15 protein-coding genes and 2 pseudogenes are annotated in these 17,582 nt (G+C 67.3%); 14 read left to right on the forward strand and 3 right to left on the reverse strand.

From position 1 onward, the window contains the following. The first annotated feature begins 145 nt into the window (after window positions 1–145). On the forward strand, window positions 146–997 hold the full coding sequence (locus tag ACW5IY_RS12860) for a LysR family transcriptional regulator (RefSeq protein WP_019337859.1): 852 nt from the start codon (window positions 146–148) through the stop codon (window positions 995–997). A gap of 73 nt (window positions 998–1,070) precedes the next feature. Here the strand turns inward: ACW5IY_RS12860 and ACW5IY_RS12865 are convergent, their stop codons facing one another. Then, entirely contained in the window at window positions 1,071–1,991 is a 921-nt protein-coding gene (locus ACW5IY_RS12865) for a M14 family metallopeptidase (protein WP_049437690.1), read from the reverse strand. A gap of 131 nt (window positions 1,992–2,122) precedes the next feature. Between ACW5IY_RS12865 and ACW5IY_RS12870 the strand changes: the two genes are divergently transcribed. The 3 genes from ACW5IY_RS12870 (at window position 2,123) to ACW5IY_RS12880 (ending at window position 6,857) form a co-directional block, all read left to right on the forward strand. Then, window positions 2,123–4,204, forward strand: coding sequence for a TonB-dependent receptor family protein (locus tag ACW5IY_RS12870; RefSeq protein ID WP_049437691.1), 2,082 nt, complete (start codon window positions 2,123–2,125; stop codon window positions 4,202–4,204). Between the two features lie 62 nt (window positions 4,205–4,266). After that, window positions 4,267–6,039, forward strand: a complete 1,773-nt coding sequence (locus tag ACW5IY_RS12875) for a chloride channel protein (protein WP_049437798.1) — start codon at window positions 4,267–4,269, stop codon at window positions 6,037–6,039. A 101-nt stretch (window positions 6,040–6,140) separates the two neighbouring features. Then, window positions 6,141–6,857, forward strand: a complete 717-nt coding sequence (locus ACW5IY_RS12880; protein ID WP_010485159.1) for an MgtC/SapB family protein — start codon at window positions 6,141–6,143, stop codon at window positions 6,855–6,857. A 15-nt stretch (window positions 6,858–6,872) separates the two neighbouring features. Here ACW5IY_RS12880 and ACW5IY_RS12885 read toward each other — a convergent pair whose 3' ends face one another. After that, entirely contained in the window at window positions 6,873–7,280 is a 408-nt protein-coding gene (locus ACW5IY_RS12885) for a MerR family transcriptional regulator (protein ID WP_049437693.1), read from the reverse strand. Window positions 7,281–7,343: 63 nt separating this feature from the next. Here ACW5IY_RS12885 and ACW5IY_RS12890 point away from each other — a divergent pair. The 9 genes and pseudogenes from ACW5IY_RS12890 to ACW5IY_RS12930 all read left to right on the forward strand — a co-directional run. Next, window positions 7,344–7,982, forward strand: a pseudogene (locus tag ACW5IY_RS12890) (class I SAM-dependent methyltransferase); the annotation flags it as partial. Beyond that, a pseudogene (locus ACW5IY_RS12895) lies at window positions 7,981–8,490 on the forward strand (AAA family ATPase); the annotation flags it as partial. The pseudogenes ACW5IY_RS12890 and ACW5IY_RS12895, both read left to right, overlap by 2 nt. Next, entirely contained in the window at window positions 8,475–9,824 is a 1,350-nt protein-coding gene (locus tag ACW5IY_RS12900; protein WP_049437711.1) for a CpaF family protein, read from the forward strand. The pseudogene ACW5IY_RS12895 and the gene ACW5IY_RS12900, both read left to right, overlap by 16 nt. Window positions 9,825–9,826: 2 nt before the next feature. Next, window positions 9,827–10,783 carry a type II secretion system F family protein gene (locus ACW5IY_RS12905; RefSeq protein WP_049437713.1) on the forward strand — a complete coding sequence of 319 codons (957 nt, stop codon included), beginning with the start codon at window positions 9,827–9,829 and terminating at the stop codon, window positions 10,781–10,783. Between the two features lie 28 nt (window positions 10,784–10,811). Next, a complete protein-coding gene (locus tag ACW5IY_RS12910) occupies window positions 10,812–11,747 on the forward strand; it encodes a type II secretion system F family protein (protein WP_049437714.1) in 936 nt (311 codons plus the stop codon). Beyond that, window positions 11,747–12,643, forward strand: coding sequence for a tetratricopeptide repeat protein (locus ACW5IY_RS12915; protein ID WP_049437717.1), 897 nt, complete (start codon window positions 11,747–11,749; stop codon window positions 12,641–12,643). The genes ACW5IY_RS12910 and ACW5IY_RS12915 overlap by 1 nt, the downstream gene beginning before the upstream one ends. Then, window positions 12,640–13,107, forward strand: coding sequence for a DUF3613 domain-containing protein (locus tag ACW5IY_RS12920; protein ID WP_049437718.1), 468 nt, complete (start codon window positions 12,640–12,642; stop codon window positions 13,105–13,107). The genes ACW5IY_RS12915 and ACW5IY_RS12920 overlap by 4 nt, the downstream gene beginning before the upstream one ends. A gap of 8 nt (window positions 13,108–13,115) precedes the next feature. Next, on the forward strand, window positions 13,116–15,281 hold the full coding sequence (locus ACW5IY_RS12925) for a TadG family pilus assembly protein (protein WP_049437721.1): 2,166 nt from the start codon (window positions 13,116–13,118) through the stop codon (window positions 15,279–15,281). 99 nt (window positions 15,282–15,380) lie between these two features. Further along, on the forward strand, window positions 15,381–16,094 hold the full coding sequence (locus ACW5IY_RS12930; protein WP_049437723.1) for a DUF2968 domain-containing protein: 714 nt from the start codon (window positions 15,381–15,383) through the stop codon (window positions 16,092–16,094). 69 nt (window positions 16,095–16,163) lie between these two features. Here the strand turns inward: ACW5IY_RS12930 and ACW5IY_RS12935 are convergent, their stop codons facing one another. Beyond that, window positions 16,164–16,550, reverse strand: coding sequence for a hypothetical protein (locus ACW5IY_RS12935; protein ID WP_049437724.1), 387 nt, complete (start codon window positions 16,548–16,550; stop codon window positions 16,164–16,166). Between the two features lie 186 nt (window positions 16,551–16,736). Here ACW5IY_RS12935 and ACW5IY_RS12940 point away from each other — a divergent pair, with 186 nt between their 5' ends. Next, a complete protein-coding gene (locus ACW5IY_RS12940; protein WP_043402511.1) occupies window positions 16,737–17,561 on the forward strand; it encodes an alpha/beta fold hydrolase in 825 nt (274 codons plus the stop codon). The last annotated feature ends 21 nt before the right edge of the window (window positions 17,562–17,582 follow it).

The following is a 17,582-nucleotide window of genomic DNA, read 5'->3' on the forward strand; positions in this document are numbered from 1 at the left end:
GGACGGGGACCGCGCCGCCTTTTCAATAGATCCACGCAGTGCGTGGAGGGTCCGGAGCACCCCGCAGACAGGGGCGACGGCGGACAGTATCATCGCCTTTTACGGTGGTATCAAAATGGATTCCATCGACAGGAGCGATGGATCAATGCCCTATTCCCCTGAATCCCTGCAGGCCTTCGTGGAAGCCGCGGCGCTGGGCTCGTTCTCGGCGGCGGCGCGCCGCCTGCGCAAGACCCAATCGACGGTCAGCACCGCCATCGCCCACCTGGAGGCAGACCTCGGCGTCAGCCTGTTCGACCGCAGCGGACGCTACCCGCAGTTGACCGAAGCCGGGCGCCAGGTGCTCGGTCATGCCCAGGAAATTCTCGCCGCCGATACCCGCCTGCAGCAGTTGAGCGTGCGGCTGGCCGCCCCGGTCGAAGCGCGGCTGACCGTGGTGTTCTCCGACGTCTATCAGCTCGATCCGGAGCAGCGCGTGTTGCAGCGCTTTGCCGAAGCGTTCCCCGAGATCGAACTGGAATGGCTGGATGCCGAAGGCGAAGACGTGCTGGAACTGGTGGGTAGTGGTCGCGCCGCGCTGGGCCTGCTGCCGCGCCAGGAAAGCTATCCGGATGGTCTGGTGGCACGGCCGTTGGCCCATCACAGCGAGCTGTCGGTGTATGTGGCGCACGACCATCCGCTGGCCGACGCCGGCCGTCGCGCGGCCGCCCAGCTGGCACGGCACCGGCAGGTGCGCCTGAGCGCGGAGGTCGACCATGCGCGCGCGGCTACCGGACTGGCCTGGACCGCCACCGACTACCTGATGGTGATGGAGATGGCCGAGGACGGCATCGGCTGGGCCGAGCTGCCACGCGCGCTGGTACAGCGCTACGACCGCGGGCAGCTGGTGGAACTGGTGCTGCCCGGCTGGCCACGACGCATCCACAGCGACCTGCTGTGGCGCCGCGACACGCCGCCGGGGCCAGCGGCGCTGTGGTGGGCCGACGCGTTGGGGTGAACCGAAAAAGGGGACGGAGGGGATTAAGTCGTTTGTGCCGCAAACGACTTAATCCCCTCCGTCCCCTTTTTCATCAACGATGGGCGAGCGCGTAATCCAGCGACGCGCACACCGCTGCCACCTGGGCGTCGTTGCACTGCTGCGGGGTCGCCCGCGGGCTGTCCGGGTAGACCTCGGTGGTGGTGGTGTACTTCGCCCCGGTGATACCGGCGCACAGGCCCAGCTTCACCAGCGGGTACTCGATCACGCCGTGAGCGACCACCGGCGAACCGATGATCTCGCCCTTGTCGTCGGCCGGCGCGATGTGGGTGACCTTCTCCACCGCGGCGATGACTGCCTGCTGGAACGCCGCCTGCGGGTTCTCGCTGTCGTCCACCAAGTAGAAGCCATCGGGAATCAGGCCCGGCTCGAACGGCTTGCCGTCACGCGCGGCCAGCGCCGGGCGGAACTCGCTCTCGTCGCTGTCGGTGGTCTCGTGCAGGTCGATGTGCAGCACGAACTGGTCCTTGACGGGTGCGATCAGCTCCATCAGCGCGGTCGACTCGCGGGCCGGGCCATCGGCGCGGAAATTGCGGTTCGGGTCGATCGCATCGAAGTTCCAGCGGTTGATGCGCTCGAAGCCCCACGGATTCACGCACGGTGCCACCAGCAGATTGGCCTTGCCGGCGTAGTCGGCGGCGTGCTTTTCGAGGAATTCCAGCGCGCCCATCACACCGCTGGTCTCATAACCGTGCACGCCACCGGTAACCAGGGCAGCCGGCAGCGCCGGGTTCCAATCGCGGCTGCGCAGGGCGAACAGAGTGTAGGTCTCGCCAGCGTAGTCGAGCTGGCCATAGGCCACCTTCTCGAAGCGCGAAGCCAGCGCCTCGATACGCGGCAGCACTTCCTCGTCATAGCGACGCAGGCGCTGCTGGCGGCCACGCCACGCCTCCCGTTCCGCCGCTCCCCACGGCTGGCCAGGGGTTCCGACGGGATAGAAGGCGGTTTGGGACATGGCGGATCTCAGCGAGTCAGGAAGCAATCGCCCACTCTACCACCAGGGGAACAGCGTGAACTGGCGGCGCATTCCATTGGCGAATGGAATCAGCAATAATTCTCATTTACCACCTTCCACAGCCTGCACCGATGCCCATCCCTGCCCTGCAACCGGCCCGCCTGCCATTGGCCGCCGCCCTTGCCCTGTGCCTGCTCCCGACCGCCACCGCCTTCGCCCAGGACAGCGCCACCACGCTGGACAGCATCCAGGTCTCCGGCAGCTGGCTGGGCACCGGCCTGCATGACAGCGTCAAGAGCTTTGCCGGCGCACGTACGGTGGTCGACCGCCAGCGCATCGAGGCCAGCGGGGCGGCCAGCCTCGGCGATGCGATGCGCCGCATCCCCGGCGTGCAGGTCACCGACAACTCCGGCACCGCCGGCAGTTCGGTGTCGCTGAACATCGGCGTGCGCGGCCTCACCGGGCGCTACTCGCCGCGCTCGACCGTCCTGTTGGACGGCGTGCCGCTGGCGGTGGCGCCGTATGGCCAGCCACAGCTGTCGTTCGCGCCGACCAGCCTGTCCAACATCGAATCGATCGACGTGGTGCGCGGCGGCGGCGCGGTGCGCTACGGGCCGCAGAACGTCGGTGGCATCATCAACTTCAGCACCCGCGGCATTCCCACCGAGGCCGGCCTGCACGGCGAAGCCGGCGTGCGCTACACCGCCTACGACCGTGGCGGCGGTGACAGCACCCAGTACAACGCCTTCCTTGGCGGTACCGGCGACAATGGCCTGGGCGCGGCCCTGCTGTACTCCGGCCAGGATGGTCGCGGCTGGCGCCAGGGCAGCGATGACCGCTTCAATGATCTCGCGCTGAAGTTCGCCTACACCATCGACGAACAGCAGGAGCTGCGTGCCAAGCTGTCCTACTACGACGTACGCTCGCTGACGCCGGGCGGCCTGACCCGTGCGCAGTACGAGGCCGATCCGTTCCAGAACACCCGGCCGACCGATTTCTGGAAGGGCCACCGCACCGGCATCGACCTGGGCTACACCAATACGCTGTCGGCCAACAGCGAGTTCGAGGTGCTGGCCTATTACAACGAGAGCACCCGTGCCAGCTCGCTGATCAACGCCGCCAACACCCAGCTGACCGTGCAGCCGCGCGACTACCGCGTGCTTGGCATCGAGCCGCGCTATACCCAGCGCCTGCACTGGGGCAGCGCGGTGCATGACATCACCGCCGGCTACCGGTTCCTGCGCGAGCGCGGCAACGACCGCAGCTACACCGTCGCCCGCCGCACCAGCGCGGCCAGTGCCACCACCCGCTTCGACAACGCCACCGACGCGCACGCCTTCTACATCGACGACCGCATTGCGATCGGCCAGTGGCGGATCACGCCCGGCGTGCGCATGGAATGGATCGACATGGACCGCCGCCAGGCCGGAGGCACGGCGACCTTCAGCAGCCGCAACGACAAGGCCCTGCCCTCGATCAACATCGCCTACCTGCTGACTCCGCAGCTGACCGTGTTCGGCAACTACACCACCTCGTTCGGACCGGTGCAGAACATCCAGCTCAATTCGCAGACCGCCAGCAATCCGCTGAACCCGGAAGTGGCCAAGACCACCGAGCTGGGCGCACGCTGGCAGGATGGGGCACTGCGCGCGGAAGTGACCGTGTTCAAGATGCGCTTCGACAACCAGATCCTGCAGGTGCCGGGCATCACCCCGCCCACCTTCCAGAACATTGGTGCCACCGACCACAAGGGTGTGGAGAGCGCACTGGAGTACCACTTCGCCGAGGACGGCGCGCTGGCCGGGCTGGAGCTGTACGCCAACTACACCTGGACCAAGGCGATCCAGCAGTCCGGCGACAACCGTGGCCTGGACGTGCCGTTCTACTCGCGCGACACCGACAGCGTCGGCGCCCGCTACGCGCTGGCCGGCTGGACCGTCAATGTCTCCAGCACCCACCAGAGCGGCCAGTTCTCCGATGCCGCCAACACCTGGGAAGAAACCGCTGATGCGCGCGTGGGCCGCGTGCCGGGCGTGCGCCTGTGGAACGCGCAGGTGGCCTGGCAGGTGCCGGGGCTGGGTGACAGCGAGATCGCACTGGGCGTGAACAACCTGGCCGACAAGCGCTGGTACACCCGCAACGTCGATGGCAACGCCGGCCGCATGGTAGCCGCGCCGCGCACCTTCTACGTGCAGGGCCGCTACCGCTTCTGAGCCGGTAGCCGCCCGATGCGGTGACGGTGGCGCTCACGGTGGCGGCGTATCATGCCGCCACCATGTCTTCGCCCGTTTCGCCATCGCGCCTGCATCTGGCCTTCCAGGGCCTGCGCCTGCGCCTGCGTGGCAGCGACCTGTGGTTCATCGCGCTGGCGTTGCTGGTCGGCTTGATCGCCGGCTACCTGACCCTGCTGCAGTCGGGCATCGCGCGCTGGCTGCAGGGCACGCTGTATGGGCTGGACGACGGCATGCGCCTGAGCTCCCTGCCCTCGCTGACCTGGACCGCGCTGCTGGTGCTGCCACTGGGCGGGCTGCTGGTCGGCCTGGTCAGCCTTGCGGCGACGCGGCTGAAACGGCCACTGCTCGATGCGGTGGAAGCCAATGCGCTGCACGGCGGCCGCATGTCGATGCGCGACAACCTGATCGTGCTGACCCAGACCCTGCTGTCCAACGGCTGCGGCGCCTCGGTCGGACTGGAGGCTTCGTACACCCAGATGGGCGCCGGCAGCGGTTCGCAGCTGGGCCGGGTGATGCGCCTGCGCCGCAATGACGTGCGCATCCTGGTCGGCGCCGGTGCCGCCGGTGCAATCGCCGCCGCCTTCGGTGCGCCCTTGGCTGGTGCGTTCTATGCCTTCGAAATCGTCATTGGCGCCTACACCCCGGCCGCACTGGCACCGGTGGCGGTTGCCGCACTGGCCGGCGCGTTCGTGGCCGACCAGGCCGGCATCGAGGCCTACCTGCTGCCTGCCGCCTCGACCATCGACGTGCGTGCGGCGGACTACGCCATTTACGGCCTGCTCGGCTGCTGCTGCGCGATGGTCGGTATTGTCATCATGCGCTTGATCGCGTCCATCGAAGGCACGGTCAAGCGCAGCCCCCTGCCCGCGTGGGGACGGCCGGTGGTGGGTGGACTGCTGCTGATTCCCCTGGCACTGGCCAGCCCGCAGGTGCTGTCGTCCGGTCACGGCGCGCTGCATCTGGACCTGACCACGCACCTGCCGCTGATCTGGATCGGCGGCCTGCTGACCCTGAAGTGCCTGGCCTCGGGCATCTCGCTCGGCTTCGGCTTCCGTGGCGGCCTGTTCTTCGCCTCGCTGTTCATGGGCACCCTGGTCGGCGCGTTGTTCGCCGGGCTGCTGGGCATGGCCACTGGCGTTCCGGTGGTCGACGGCACGTCGGCAGCGCTGGCCGGCATGGCCGCGCTGGCTGCTGCCGTGGTCGGCGCGCCGATGACCATGGCCATGCTGGTGCTGGAAGGCACCCACGACTTCCTGCTGACCAGCGTGGTGATGAGCGCGGTGCTGGTGTCCAGCACGCTGGTACGGCAGTGGTTCGGCTACTCGTTCTCGACCTGGCGCATGCACCTGAGCGGCGAGACCATCAAGAGCGCCCGCGACGTGGGCTGGGTGCAGAACCTCAACGCCGGCCGGCTGATGCGCAAGGGCGTGGCCACCACTCCGGCCGATCTGGATGCCGCCGCGTTCCGCCAGCGCTTCCCGCTGGGCTCGGGCAGCCGGGTGATCCTGATCGACAGCGAGGGCCACTACGCCGGCATCGTGCAGATCCCGCGGGTCTACGGCGATGGCGTGAAGCCGGAAACCCCGATCGGCGACCTGGCCGAGAACCGCGACGTCTCGCTGGTACCTTCCTCCGACGTGGTCAGCGTGATGCAGCGTTTCGACCAGACCCAGGCCGACGAACTGGCGGTGGTCGGCGCCGACGGCCAGGTGCTGGGCGTCGTCTCCGAGGCCTTCGTGCGCAAGCGCTACGCCGAAGAACTGGACAAGCGCCAGCGCGAGCTGATGGGCGAGCGCGTCGACGACACCGACTGATCCCGAAAAAGGGGACGGAGGGGATTAAGTCGTTTGTGGCCCATCCGGGCATCCACGCACGGCGTGGATCTACCGTCACATGGCCGGGGTAGACTCCGGCCATGCGCTTCATCGAAACCTTCCAGGCCGGCCCCTTCGCCGACACCGTGGTCAGCCTGCTGGCCGCTTTCGTACTGGGCACGCTGATCGGCGCCGAGCGCCAGTACCGGCAGCGCACCGCCGGCCTGCGCACCAACGTGCTGGTAGCTGTCGGCGCCGCTGCCTTCGTCGACCTGGGCATGCGCATCGCCGGCAGCGCCGAAGCCGTGCGGGTGATCTCCTACGTGGTCTCCGGCGTCGGCTTCCTCGGCGCCGGCGTGATCATGAAGGAAGGCATGAACGTGCGCGGCCTGAACACTGCCGCCACCCTGTGGTGCTCGGCCGCGGTCGGCAGCTGCACCGGCGCGGACATGCTGGCCGAGGGCGTGCTGCTGACGGTCTTGATCATCGCCGGCAACACCCTGCTGCGGCCGCTGGTGAATGCGATCAACCGCATTCCGATCAACGAGGCTGCCACCGAGGCCACCTATGAGGTGCGCCTAAGCGTGGACGCCGAAGCGGTGCCGCGGGTGCGCGAACGGCTGGTTGATGCATTGGAGGCGGCACAGTATCCGGTCGGTGACGTGCAGCTGGTCGAGCATGCCGATGCACCCACCGATGTGATCGCGGTGCTGGTCAGTACCGCCGTGAGTGCCGATGAGCTAGACGTGGTGCTGGCGCGGATGGAGCACGTGCCGGGCGTGCTGCATGCCACCTGGGAAGTCAGTACTCGCGATTAAGCCGGTTCCGGCAACTCACCCACCCGCCATGCGCTGCTGTGCCCGCAGCAGCTTGCGGAATGAACCGCACTGCCGCGCATCCTGTGCTTCCGGGCAGGCCGCCGCGCGCTGCAGGTGCCGGCGCACCCGCTGCAACTGGGTGATCTGCCTCTGCAGCACATCGGCCTGCGCCAGCAGCGCCTCACGGTCCAGGGAGATACATCCACGCTGCGGCGGCAGCGATGCCCCGATCTGCTGCAGTGACAGCCCGGCCGCCTGGCCGAGACCGATCAGTGCCAGCCGTTCCAGCACCTGCTCGTCATACTGCCGGCGCAGGCCACGGCGCCCAAGTGCCTGCAGCAGCCCCAGCTGTTCGTAGTAGCGCAGGGTCGAGGCCGGCACCCCGCTGCGCTTGACCACCTCGCCGATATCCAGTTCACGCATGGGCTTGACCTCAAGTCGTCTTCAAGCAGCAACCTATGGGCCACTTCCCGACAAGGCAAGGCCATGGCCAGCCCATCCCCCGTTGATCAGAACACCCTCTGGAACGGCCCCGGCGGCCAGATCTGGGTCGCCCAGCAGGCCATCCTCGATGGCCTGTTCCAGCCGATGGCCGACCTGCTGGTCGCCGAGTTGCCAGAAACCGTCACGCAACTGCTCGACATCGGATGCGGCACGGGCGCAAGCCTGCTTGCCGCCGGTGCGGCACGCCCGGCCGCCCGCTGCACCGGCCTGGACATCTCGGAACCGATGCTGGCAATGGCACGCGGGCGGGCTGAGGCGGCGGGGCTGGACGCTGACTTCATCCTTGCCGACGCGCAACAGCACCCACTGCCCCCCGCGCATTTCGACTGGATCCAGTCGCGATTGGGGGTGATGTTCTTCGAGGATACAGGGGCCGCGTTCGCCAACCTGCAGCGTGCGGCCAGGCCAGACGCGGGCCTGCGCTTCATCGCCTGGCGCAGCGCAGAAGAGAACCCGTTCATGACGACCGCCGAACGGGCCATCGGTGATGAGCTGGATCTGCCGCCACGGAGCCCTGGCGCACCCGGGCAGTTCGCCTTCGCTGACGGCGAACGCATCCGCCGCCTGCTGCAGGACGCCGGCTGGAAGGACGTCGAAGTGACTGCGGTGGACCTGCCCTGCTGTACCACCGTCGGACCCAGGCGCACTGCTGCAGCGCCTGCGCAGCGTGTTCGCCAGCGTGCTGTGCGATGCCGGTGGCTGCCCGCTGCGGCAGTTGCCGCCCCTGCTGCTGGACCAGGCCGACGAGATCTGGCTGGTCACCGATGCCTCCATTGCCACACTGGTGTCGCTCGACCAGGCACTGAAGCATCTTGCCGGGCAGCGCGAACGCGAGAAGCGCCTGCAGCTGGTGATCAACCGCCACGATGACAGCAGCGGCATGAGCCCGGAGCAGATCGCGCGCCGCTTCGAGGTGCCCCTGCTGGCGACGCTTCCCGAACGACCGCGCGTGCGCCTGGCTGCCAGCCAGGGCCACCTGCTGCTGCAGGATGCACCGCGCGACCCCTACCTGCGTGCCCTCGCTCCGCTGGTTTCGCGCCTGGATCCGGCTGCCTGCCCGGTCCAGGCGCAGGGCCTGCGGGAAAGACTCTCCCTTGCTCTGGGTGGATCGCAATGGAAGACAAGGTAACCCCGTTCCCGCATGCCGTTGCCCGGCCGGTGCTGCCCGAAAGCTCGCCGGGCCACCAGCCGTTCGCGCAGACCGAGCAGTACCAGAAGGTGCTCTCGGCCGCGCATGAGCACCTGCTCAACAGCATCGAGGACGAGCGCATCGACATCGACTCCTGGGCCCCTGACACCATCGCCCGCTGGGTGCAGGTGCAGACGGTGGGCTTCATCCAGGAGTGGCGCATCCCGATCAACGAAGAGGAGATGCAGGTGGTCGCCGAGGGCCTGGTCAAGGAGCTGACCGGCTTTGGCCCGCTGGACGACCTGCTGCACGACCCGTCCATCGAAGACATCCTGATCAACGGTTTCAAGGATGTGCACGTGTCCCAGGGCGGCCAGCTCAAGCGGGCCACCCAGCGCTTCACCGACGATACCCATCTGCTGCGCATCCTGCGCCGCATCCTCGCCCCGCTTGGGCGCCGGCTGGATGACTCCAATCCGATGGTCGATGCGCGCCTGCCCAACGGCGGCCGTCTCAACGCGATCATCTCGCCGCTGGCGGTGGACGGACCGATGGTGTCCATCCGCAAGTTCCGCAAGGATCCGTTCACCCCCGATGAACTGCTGGCCAAGGGCACCTTCGATGCGCCGATGCAGGCCTTGCTGAAGGCGATGGTGCTGGGCCGCTGCAACATCCTGGTATCCGGCGGCACCAGCTCCGGCAAGACCTCGCTGCTGAACGCCCTGGCCAGCTACGTCCCCGCGAACGAGCGCGTGATCACCGTCGAGGACACCGCCGAGCTCTCGCTCAACCACCCGCATGTGGTCCGCCTGGAAAGCCGTATTGGTGGCGCCGAAGGCCACGGTGCCGTCAGCATCCGCGATCTGGTCCGCAACAGCCTGCGCATGCGCCCCGACCGCATCGTGGTGGGCGAGGTGCGCGGCGCCGAGGTCCTGGAAATGCTGCAGGCAATGAACACCGGCCACGACGGCTCGATGGCCACCATCCACGCCAACTCACCGCGCGACTGCCTGTACCGGATCGAGATGCTGGCCGGCTTTGCCGGCTTCCAGGGCAGCGAGGACAGCCTGCGCCGGCAGATCGCCAGTGCCATCGACTTCATCGTGCAGATCTCGCGCCTGGGCAGCGGGCGCCGCGTGCTGGTATCGATCACCGAGATCACCGGTGTGAGCGACAACCTGATCACCACCCAGGAAATGTTCCGCCACGAGCTGCAGATCGACGGCAACGGCAAAGAGATCGATCGCTGGGTCGGGCTGGGCTTCCATCCGCACTCGCACAAGCTGGAACCGTTCCGCCAGCAGCTGCGCGAATCGCTCTACGGAGAATTCTGAGCATGGGAACCGGCGCGCTGCTGGGCATGTTGAGCATCATCGCGGTGCTGCTGGCGCTGGCAGCCTGGCTGTGGGGCACGGCCAGCAGCCGTGAACAACGGCAGGTTTCAATGCGGCACGCCGAGCAGCAGCTTTCGCGCGGAAGCGCCACGGGCGGAGCACCTGCCGGGCCGTCCGTCACCGCTGCCAACGATCCGGCGCGGCCCGCCGGCACCGGGCGCCGCGTGCTGCCGCTGGATGGCCCGCTGCAGCGCGCAGGGCTGCAGACCGGCTGGAAAATTCCCATCATGCTGCTGGTACCGGGGCTGGTACTGTCGGTGGTAGCGATGCTGCGGCTGGGCACCGCGTGGATGTTTCCGCTGACCCTGCTGCTGTACCTGCTTGGCTGCTGGCTGTGGGTGCTGCGGCGGACCACGAAGCTGCGTGCGCAACTGCTGCATCAGCTGCCGGACTTCCTCGACAACCTGGTGCGGCTGACTGCACTGGGCAACAGCCTGCAGGCCGCGTTCCAGGTTGCGTCGATGCAGACCAGCGCGCCGTTGCGCGGGCTGCTGGACACCACGGTGCGCTTTGCACGCAGCGGCATGGAGCTGGACCGTGCTCTCGCACAGGCGTCGCATCCCTATCGCATGGATGTGCTGAAGGTGTTGTCGGTGGTGATCGGTGTCAGCGTGCGCATCGGCGGGCGCTCCGATCAGATCCTGCAGCGCATGGGCGATTTCATGCGCGATCTGGAACAGGCCCAGCAGGAGCTTGCGGCAACGACCTCGGAGACGCGCATGTCAGCGTGGGTGCTGGGCCTGTTGCCACCGGCCTGCGCAGTATTGATGGCGATCACCAGCCCGGACTTCTTCCAGCCGGTGCTGCACGATCCGCTCGGCCACAAGATCCTGCTGCTTGCACTGGGCATGGAGCTTGTCGGTGGCTTCCTGCTGTATCGCCTGGCCAAGTCGCTATGAACCACCTTCGCCCCGCCGGAGACAACCGATGAGCGCCAGCGCCTGGTTCGCCCTCTCCCTGCTCGTGCTGGCTGCCGGCATTGCGCTGCTGGGTATCGGCGGCTGGGTACGCAGCCATCGCGAGCAGCGTACAACGGCCACGTTGAAGACCGCCCTGCAGCCGCGCGAGGCGTCCCGTGACACCGAGCCTGCGCGGCACGATTCGCTGGGCTGGCTGGAACGCTTCGGCCGTGCCCTCAGCGGCGGCCGCCTGGAAACGGCATTGCTGGCCAATGAAGACCGGCTGCTGTTGGATCTGGCCGGGTGGAACACCCGCCGCGGTACGGCCATCTACCTCGGCCTGCGCCTGCTGCTGGCCGTGCTGGTGCTGGCACTGGTGCTGACATTCAGCAGCGTCACCGGGCTGGCCAGGATCATGGTGATCATCGGCGCCTTGGCCGCTGGCCTGCTGCTGCCCAAGTTCATTCTTTCCTCCTGGGTGAAGCGGCGCCGGCGCGCGGTCGACAACGAGCTGCCGCTGCTGATCGACCTGCTGCGCCTGCTGCAGGGCGTGGGCTTCAGCATGGACCAGAGCCTGCAGACGCTCGGCGACAAGCTACGCGATGCATTGCCGGTGCTCGGCGGCGAGCTGCAGGAAGCCAACGTCGCCTATACCCATGGCCGCACGCGCGCGCAGTCGCTGCGCCGGTTGAGCGAGGTCTATGCCGACGATGACCTGACCAGCCTGATGCAGCTGATCCTGCAGGTGCACGCCCATGGCGGCGCGGTGCAGGAGCCGCTGCGGCAGTTCAGCATCCGCCTGCGCGAACAGCGTCGCAACACGCTGAAAGAAAAGGTCGGCAAGCTCTCGGTGAAGATGACCGTGGTGATGATGCTGACCCTGCTGCCAGCGCTGATGCTGGTCCTTGCCGGCCCGGCGCTGGTCGCGCTGGCCACTACCATGTCCAAGATGGGGTCCCCCTGATGCCTGCCCTGCGCACTTCCTGCCTGATTGTTGCCCTGGCCGCCGTTACCGGCGCCAGCGGCTGTGCATCGACCACACCGAAGTACCTGCGCGCGCCCAGCCTGGCCGCGCCCGAACCGGCGCCGCAGGACAGCCGCAATGCCTACCTGGAGCTGATCGAACGCATGCAGCAGCAAGGCGCATGGTATGCCTCACTCGCCCACGTCGACGCCTTCCGCCAGCGCTATGGCGATCCGCCGGCATTGCGCCTGCTGCAGGCCGACGCGCTGCGCGAGACCGGCCAGGCCGATGCTGCGATCGCCCTGTACCGCGATCTTTCCAGTGGTCCCAAGGCCGCCGCGGCCGCCCATGGCCTGGGCCTGATTGCCGCGCGCCGCGACGACGACGCCGGCAGTGAGCAGGCACTGGCGCGGGCGACCGAACTGCAGCCATTGAATACAAGCTATCTCGGCGACCTCGGCTATGCGCGGCTGCGCGCCGGGCAGTTCGAGCGCGCGCGCGAACCCCTGGCCAAGGCGCTGGAGCTGTCGCCGGGCAATGCCAAGGCCACTGCCAACCTCGCCCTGTGGGCGGTGCTGCGTGGCGACACCACCACCGCCGAACGCCTCGCCCAGCAGGCCAACCTCAACGACGAGACCCGGCTCAGCATCCAGCAGCAGGCGGCGCAGATCCGTGCCCGCCTGCAGCAACGCCAGGCCGCATCGGCCGCTGCCGCAGCCGTGCCGGCCCCTGCGCGTGCTCTCGCCAGAGATGCCGCCGGCAACCCGCCCGCCGCCACGCGACTGGCCGCGGAACCGCGCCGCGACAGCCGCGATGAACGCGATCCGCAGCGCCTGCCGCCCTCGATGCTGGAACGCTTCAGCGCCTCCGACCACCCGAACGGGAACACACCATGACCGCGACGCCCCTGACCCGACGCCTGCTGCCCGTTCTGATCTGCCTGTTACCGGCCGCCGCCGTGCAGGCGCAGCAACAGCCGCTGACCGGGCAGATGCTTGGCGGCAGCACGCCGGCTGCGCCGGCGTCGCCGGCGTCGCAGCCGCTGCAGTCCGAGTCACTGGCCACCGTGGACCTGGTGGCCCCGCCAGCACCGATGCCGCAGGCGGCGCCAGCAGCAGTGGCCATCACCGATGGCAACGCTGCAGCCGCGCGACCCGGCCGCAGCCAGATCGGCGATACCACACGCAACCTGTTCCGCCTGCAGGCATCGGGGCAACAGGCCGGGCAGCACCTGCCGATCCTCGGCGACCAGGCGACGCTGAGCTACGCCCGCTACATCAAGAGCTTCGAACACGAGATCCCGGACTTCTTTGAAACCGATGTCGCCAAGTCCAAGGGATCATCCTCATCCGGACGCTGAGGTAGGCCATGAAACGCCCACGCCAGTTCAGTTTCAGCCGCCCACGGGGCGGGATGTCGATCACCATGATGCTGGTCATGCTGGCGTTGCTGGCGATGCTGGGCCTGATCGAGATCGGTTACCTGTTCTGGGCCAAGCGCGATGCGCAGAAAGTCGCTGATCTGGCCGCACTGGCTGGAGCGCAACGGCTGGAGCTGTGCACCTCGGACAACAGCGACAACAGTGCTGCGCGGCAGAGTGCACTCACCCAGAACAGGTTCGCTGGGAGCCTGGAAATCCGTTGCGGAAACTGGAACGTGACCCGGGCCACCGAGGGGCACTTCAGCCCGGCCGTCGATGCTGCCAATCAACGCAACGCCGTTCGTGTCATCACCCGCCGCGCGGTGCTTCCCTTCTTCGGGCAGAACAGCAGCCTGCCGACCGTGACCGCCCAGGCCGTGGCGCGCCGTGCAGAGCCCACGGCGGTTTTCAGTGTCGGCTCGCAACTGCTCCGCATCAACGGCAACACGCCACTGGGAAATGTCCTGAAACTGGTGGGTGCCGACCTCGACAAGACCACCCTGCTCGGCTACGACGGCCTTGCACAGGCGCATATCACCCCGAACGGACTGCTGCAGGCACTGGGCATTCCAATCGACGTCAACATGGGCGTGGCCGAGTTCAACAATCTGCTGGCCGGCCGCAAGGTCAAGCTGGGCAAGATCCTTCAGGCGACCGTTGACCTGCTCACCCAGCAGGGCGTTGCCCACGTGGACCTGAGTGCGCTGGAGAATGCCCTGGTCGTGCAGGGCATCGACCTCAAGCAGCTGGAGGTGAAACTCGGCTCCGATGACAGCGGCGGCGGCTTGTTCGCACGCGTTGTCGCGCCGGATGGAACGATTTCCAGCGCGCTGCAGGCCGATGTCAATGTGCTGGACCTCATAGGGACCAGCATCAGCATAGCCAATGGCGGCCGTGCGGTCTCGGTCAATGACCTCAACCTGTTGGGCCTGGTCAATGCGAAAGCCGCCGTGGTGGAGCCGCCGTCGATCGCCATCGGAGGCATTGGCTCGCGCGCTTACAACGCGCAGATCCGCGTCTTCCTCGACATCGACACCAACAACATCCCCGTTGCAGGCGGCGTACTTTCACTGCTGGGCATCCGCCTGAAGCTGCCGGTCCACGCAGACGTGACCAATGCAATGGCGACCCTGACCAGCCTGCAATGTGGCAGCACGCCTCCCACGGCGACGATCAAGGTCGAGTCCTCCGTGCTGCGCGCCTGCGTCGGCAAGGTGGCCGACAGCGAGCGGTTCTCCAAGCAGAATGTCTGTGGCGACACCCTGCAGAAGGAGCAGATGCTGACACTGCTCGGCGCCCCGTTGATCAATGACAGCATCAAGGTCAATACGCTGACCGACACGCAAAGCCTCACCCTCCCCGCCGGCGCGACCGGTTCAACCCAGGTCAACTCCCTGGAGGTGGGCACCGCCGTGTCCGAGCTGGTCAGCGAACTGCTGCGCGTACTGTCCGGGGTGCTCGATCCGCGCGACGATGGCATGAGCCAGGGCTCGACCGCAGCGCAGTTGGCCGATCGCTACCTGAAAGCAGCCAACGTTGGTCGCAATCGCTATGACGTCGATGCGTCCATCAAACTGCTTGAACTTGGCGACCAGACACGGGGGCTGAAGCCTTTGGGCGCGTGGGTTGTACCCAAGGGTGTTCCAAAACCCTGCCTGGTGGGCCTGCTGACATGCTGGGAGGATGGCTCTGTCTGGAAGGGCTATCGCACAGCGGTGACAGGCGAAGGGCTGGGCGTGCTGCCGGCACTGCTGGGTAGCCTGCTCGGCGGACTGACCGTCAACCGGTGTGCAAGCCTGCTGATTTCCTTGAGCGACCAGGCCTACAACAACTGCATGACGCAGAACCTCGCATCTTACCTGCAGACCGCCCAAGACGGCTTCCTGGACCAGTTCGCCGGCGACGGCGTCACCGCCCCCGGCAATGGCCCGGTCAGTTGTTCGGGCCTGCTGTGCTTCCTGCTGAAGCCCGCCCTGGATGTCCTGAAGCCGCTGCTCAACAGCGTCGGCTCGCTGCTGCGCTCGCTGCTGGCCCAGGTGCTGGGCCTGGAACTGGGCCGTACAGATGTGCATGTCCAGTCCATCCAGTGCACGCCCGCACAACTGGTCTACTGACCCGTGACGGGCGCCCTTGGCGGCGCCCCCGCACATGCTAGACTCCCGGCGGGGAACCACCTTCATCTCAACCCACACTCATCCGTGGATGGTCTAGACATGCGAGAAACTTCAGGGGGCGCGGTCTTCGCCCGGCACGCGCGCGGCGCGGCACTGCTGGCCGTGGGCATGATGCTGGTGGCACCGGCGGCGATGGCTGCCCGTAGCGACCGCGAAGCAGCCGCTGAGCCGGCCGCACGTACCGCACCGGTGGTGCGCAACACCGTTGACGAGCTCAAGCAGCTGATGGATGCCCGCCAGCTGACCGAGCTGCGCACCACCTACAACGGCAATTACGGCGCCAGCCTGCTGTTCAATGCCAACACCCTGACCTACTACGTCGCCCTGTTCCAGGAGAAGAATTTCTGGCGGGTGATCAAGACCGATGCCGTCGACAACGCCGAGCGTGTCTACCGCACCTTCGCGCAGCAGTCCGAGCAGCTGGCCCAGGTCTACATCGACACCACCCGCCTGGAGGCCGGCAAGCGCTATACCGAGCGCCTGGTGGCCTACAACGAGGAACGCCTGCGCACCCTGCAGCAGGAAATGGAACAGCAGCAGGCACAGTCGGCCCAGGTCAGCGCTGCCCTGCAGCAGGCCCAGCAGCAGGCGGTCAGCCTGAGCAGCGACGTGCAGAGCACCAACAGCCAGTTGGATTCCCTGCAGCGCCGCATCCAGATCCTGCAGGCCGAACAGGGCAACCCGGAGCTGAGCCTGCCCAAGCCTGACAGCGTGCCCTCGCCGGCACCGGCGGCTGCCAGCGACGGTCGCTGAGGTCCAGCACCTCGCATCCTGTCCAACGGCGCCTGCGGGCGCCGTTGTCGTTTCCGGCACCATTTCGTTTCAGCGGCACGCCTCATGCACGGCATCGTCCAGTTGCCGGCGCTGCACGAAGTCCATGCGCTTGCCATTGGCCAGCACCTTCGCGCGTTGCTGCCGCGCGCGCTCACAGGCGGCAGGATCCGCGCTGATCGATATCAGTGCAGCCCGCGCACGCGCCTGCCGTACCACACGCGGACGGCTTGAGGCTGGACTCGCCGCCTTGGCCACGGTTGCACCCGTTGAGGCCGGCTCCGCCGGAACCTCCCAGCGCCATTCCGCACGCCCCTGGCACGGCGTCTGCTGGTAGACCGGATGCGGCCCGTCCACGCATTTGTAGACGTTGGTCTGAGCGTGCGCGCCCGTGGCCAGCAGCAGGCACAACAGCAGGCTCCAACAGGCATTCAACATCACAGGCTCCTCAGCAGGGCTATCGCCATCCTCAATGCCGGAACGGCTTCGTGCCAGAGCGATACGCGTCACATCCGGTGCAATCCAGCACAGCCGTGCAATTCGCCGGTCTGGCGCTGCGCTGTACTGCCGGAGGCACCGGCACAACTGCCAGCGCCTTCCCTCCCTTCCGCCAAGGAAACCGCAATGAGCAACTTCGTCACCGTCGCCGACGGCGCCCGCATTTTCTACAAGGATTGGGGTACCGGCCAGCCGATCGTGTTCGCCCACGGCTGGCCGCTGTCGTCCGATGCCTGGGACCCGCAGATGCTGTTCATGGGCCAGAACGGCTTCCGCGTGATCGCTCACGACCGTCGCAGCCACGGCCGCTCCAGCCAGACCTGGGACGGCAACAACATGGACACCTACGCCGATGACCTGGCCGCAGTGATCGAGGCACTGGACCTGAAGGATGCGATCCTGGTCGGCCATTCCACCGGTGGCGGCGAAGTGGCCCACTACATCGGCCGCCACGGCAGCAAGCGCGTGGCCAAGGTGGTGCTGGTCGGCGCGGTGCCGCCGCTGATGCTGAAGACCGAAGCCAACCCGGCCGGCACCCCGTTGGAAGTCTTCGACGGCATCCGCAAGGGCACCGGCGGTGACCGCTCGCAGTTCTTCAAGGACCTGACCACGCCGTTCTTCGGCGCCAACCGCGACGGCAACACCGTTACCCAGGGCATGCGTGATGTGTTCTGGCTGCAGGGCATGCTCGGTGGCGTCAAGGGTCAGTACGACTGCGTGCACGAGTTCTCGGAAGTGGACTACACCGAGGACCTGAAGAAGATCGATGTGCCGGCGCTGGTCGTGCACGGTGATGACGACCAGATCGTGCCGTTCGATGCCTCGGCCAAGCTGTCCTCGCAGATCATCAAGGACGCCGAGTTGAAGGTGTACCCCGGTGCGCCGCACGGCCTGACCGTTACCCACGCCGACCAGTTCAACGCCGACCTGCTGGCGTTCGCGCGTAAGTGATTCACCGCGGCGGCGCTACCC

This window comes from Stenotrophomonas sp. C-A (genome assembly GCF_054030835.1).

Excerpts from the sequence above, each read along its gene's own strand:
- ACW5IY_RS12860 (WP_019337859.1), top strand. The coding sequence starts at position 146 with ATGCCCTATTCCCCTGAATCCCTGCAGGCCTTCGTGGAAGCCGCGGCG.
- ACW5IY_RS12865 (WP_049437690.1), bottom strand. The coding sequence starts at position 1,991 with ATGTCCCAAACCGCCTTCTATCCCGTCGGAACCCCTGGCCAGCCGTGG.
- ACW5IY_RS12870 (WP_049437691.1), top strand. The coding sequence starts at position 2,123 with ATGCCCATCCCTGCCCTGCAACCGGCCCGCCTGCCATTGGCCGCCGCC.
- ACW5IY_RS12875 (WP_049437798.1), top strand. The coding sequence starts at position 4,267 with ATGTCTTCGCCCGTTTCGCCATCGCGCCTGCATCTGGCCTTCCAGGGC.
- ACW5IY_RS12880 (WP_010485159.1), top strand. The coding sequence starts at position 6,141 with ATGCGCTTCATCGAAACCTTCCAGGCCGGCCCCTTCGCCGACACCGTG.
- ACW5IY_RS12885 (WP_049437693.1), bottom strand. The coding sequence starts at position 7,280 with ATGCGTGAACTGGATATCGGCGAGGTGGTCAAGCGCAGCGGGGTGCCG.
- ACW5IY_RS12900 (WP_049437711.1), top strand. The coding sequence starts at position 8,475 with ATGGAAGACAAGGTAACCCCGTTCCCGCATGCCGTTGCCCGGCCGGTG.
- ACW5IY_RS12905 (WP_049437713.1), top strand. The coding sequence starts at position 9,827 with ATGGGAACCGGCGCGCTGCTGGGCATGTTGAGCATCATCGCGGTGCTG.
- ACW5IY_RS12910 (WP_049437714.1), top strand. The coding sequence starts at position 10,812 with ATGAGCGCCAGCGCCTGGTTCGCCCTCTCCCTGCTCGTGCTGGCTGCC.
- ACW5IY_RS12915 (WP_049437717.1), top strand. The coding sequence starts at position 11,747 with ATGCCTGCCCTGCGCACTTCCTGCCTGATTGTTGCCCTGGCCGCCGTT.
- ACW5IY_RS12920 (WP_049437718.1), top strand. The coding sequence starts at position 12,640 with ATGACCGCGACGCCCCTGACCCGACGCCTGCTGCCCGTTCTGATCTGC.
- ACW5IY_RS12925 (WP_049437721.1), top strand. The coding sequence starts at position 13,116 with ATGAAACGCCCACGCCAGTTCAGTTTCAGCCGCCCACGGGGCGGGATG.
- ACW5IY_RS12930 (WP_049437723.1), top strand. The coding sequence starts at position 15,381 with ATGCGAGAAACTTCAGGGGGCGCGGTCTTCGCCCGGCACGCGCGCGGC.
- ACW5IY_RS12935 (WP_049437724.1), bottom strand. The coding sequence starts at position 16,550 with ATGTTGAATGCCTGTTGGAGCCTGCTGTTGTGCCTGCTGCTGGCCACG.
- ACW5IY_RS12940 (WP_043402511.1), top strand. The coding sequence starts at position 16,737 with ATGAGCAACTTCGTCACCGTCGCCGACGGCGCCCGCATTTTCTACAAG.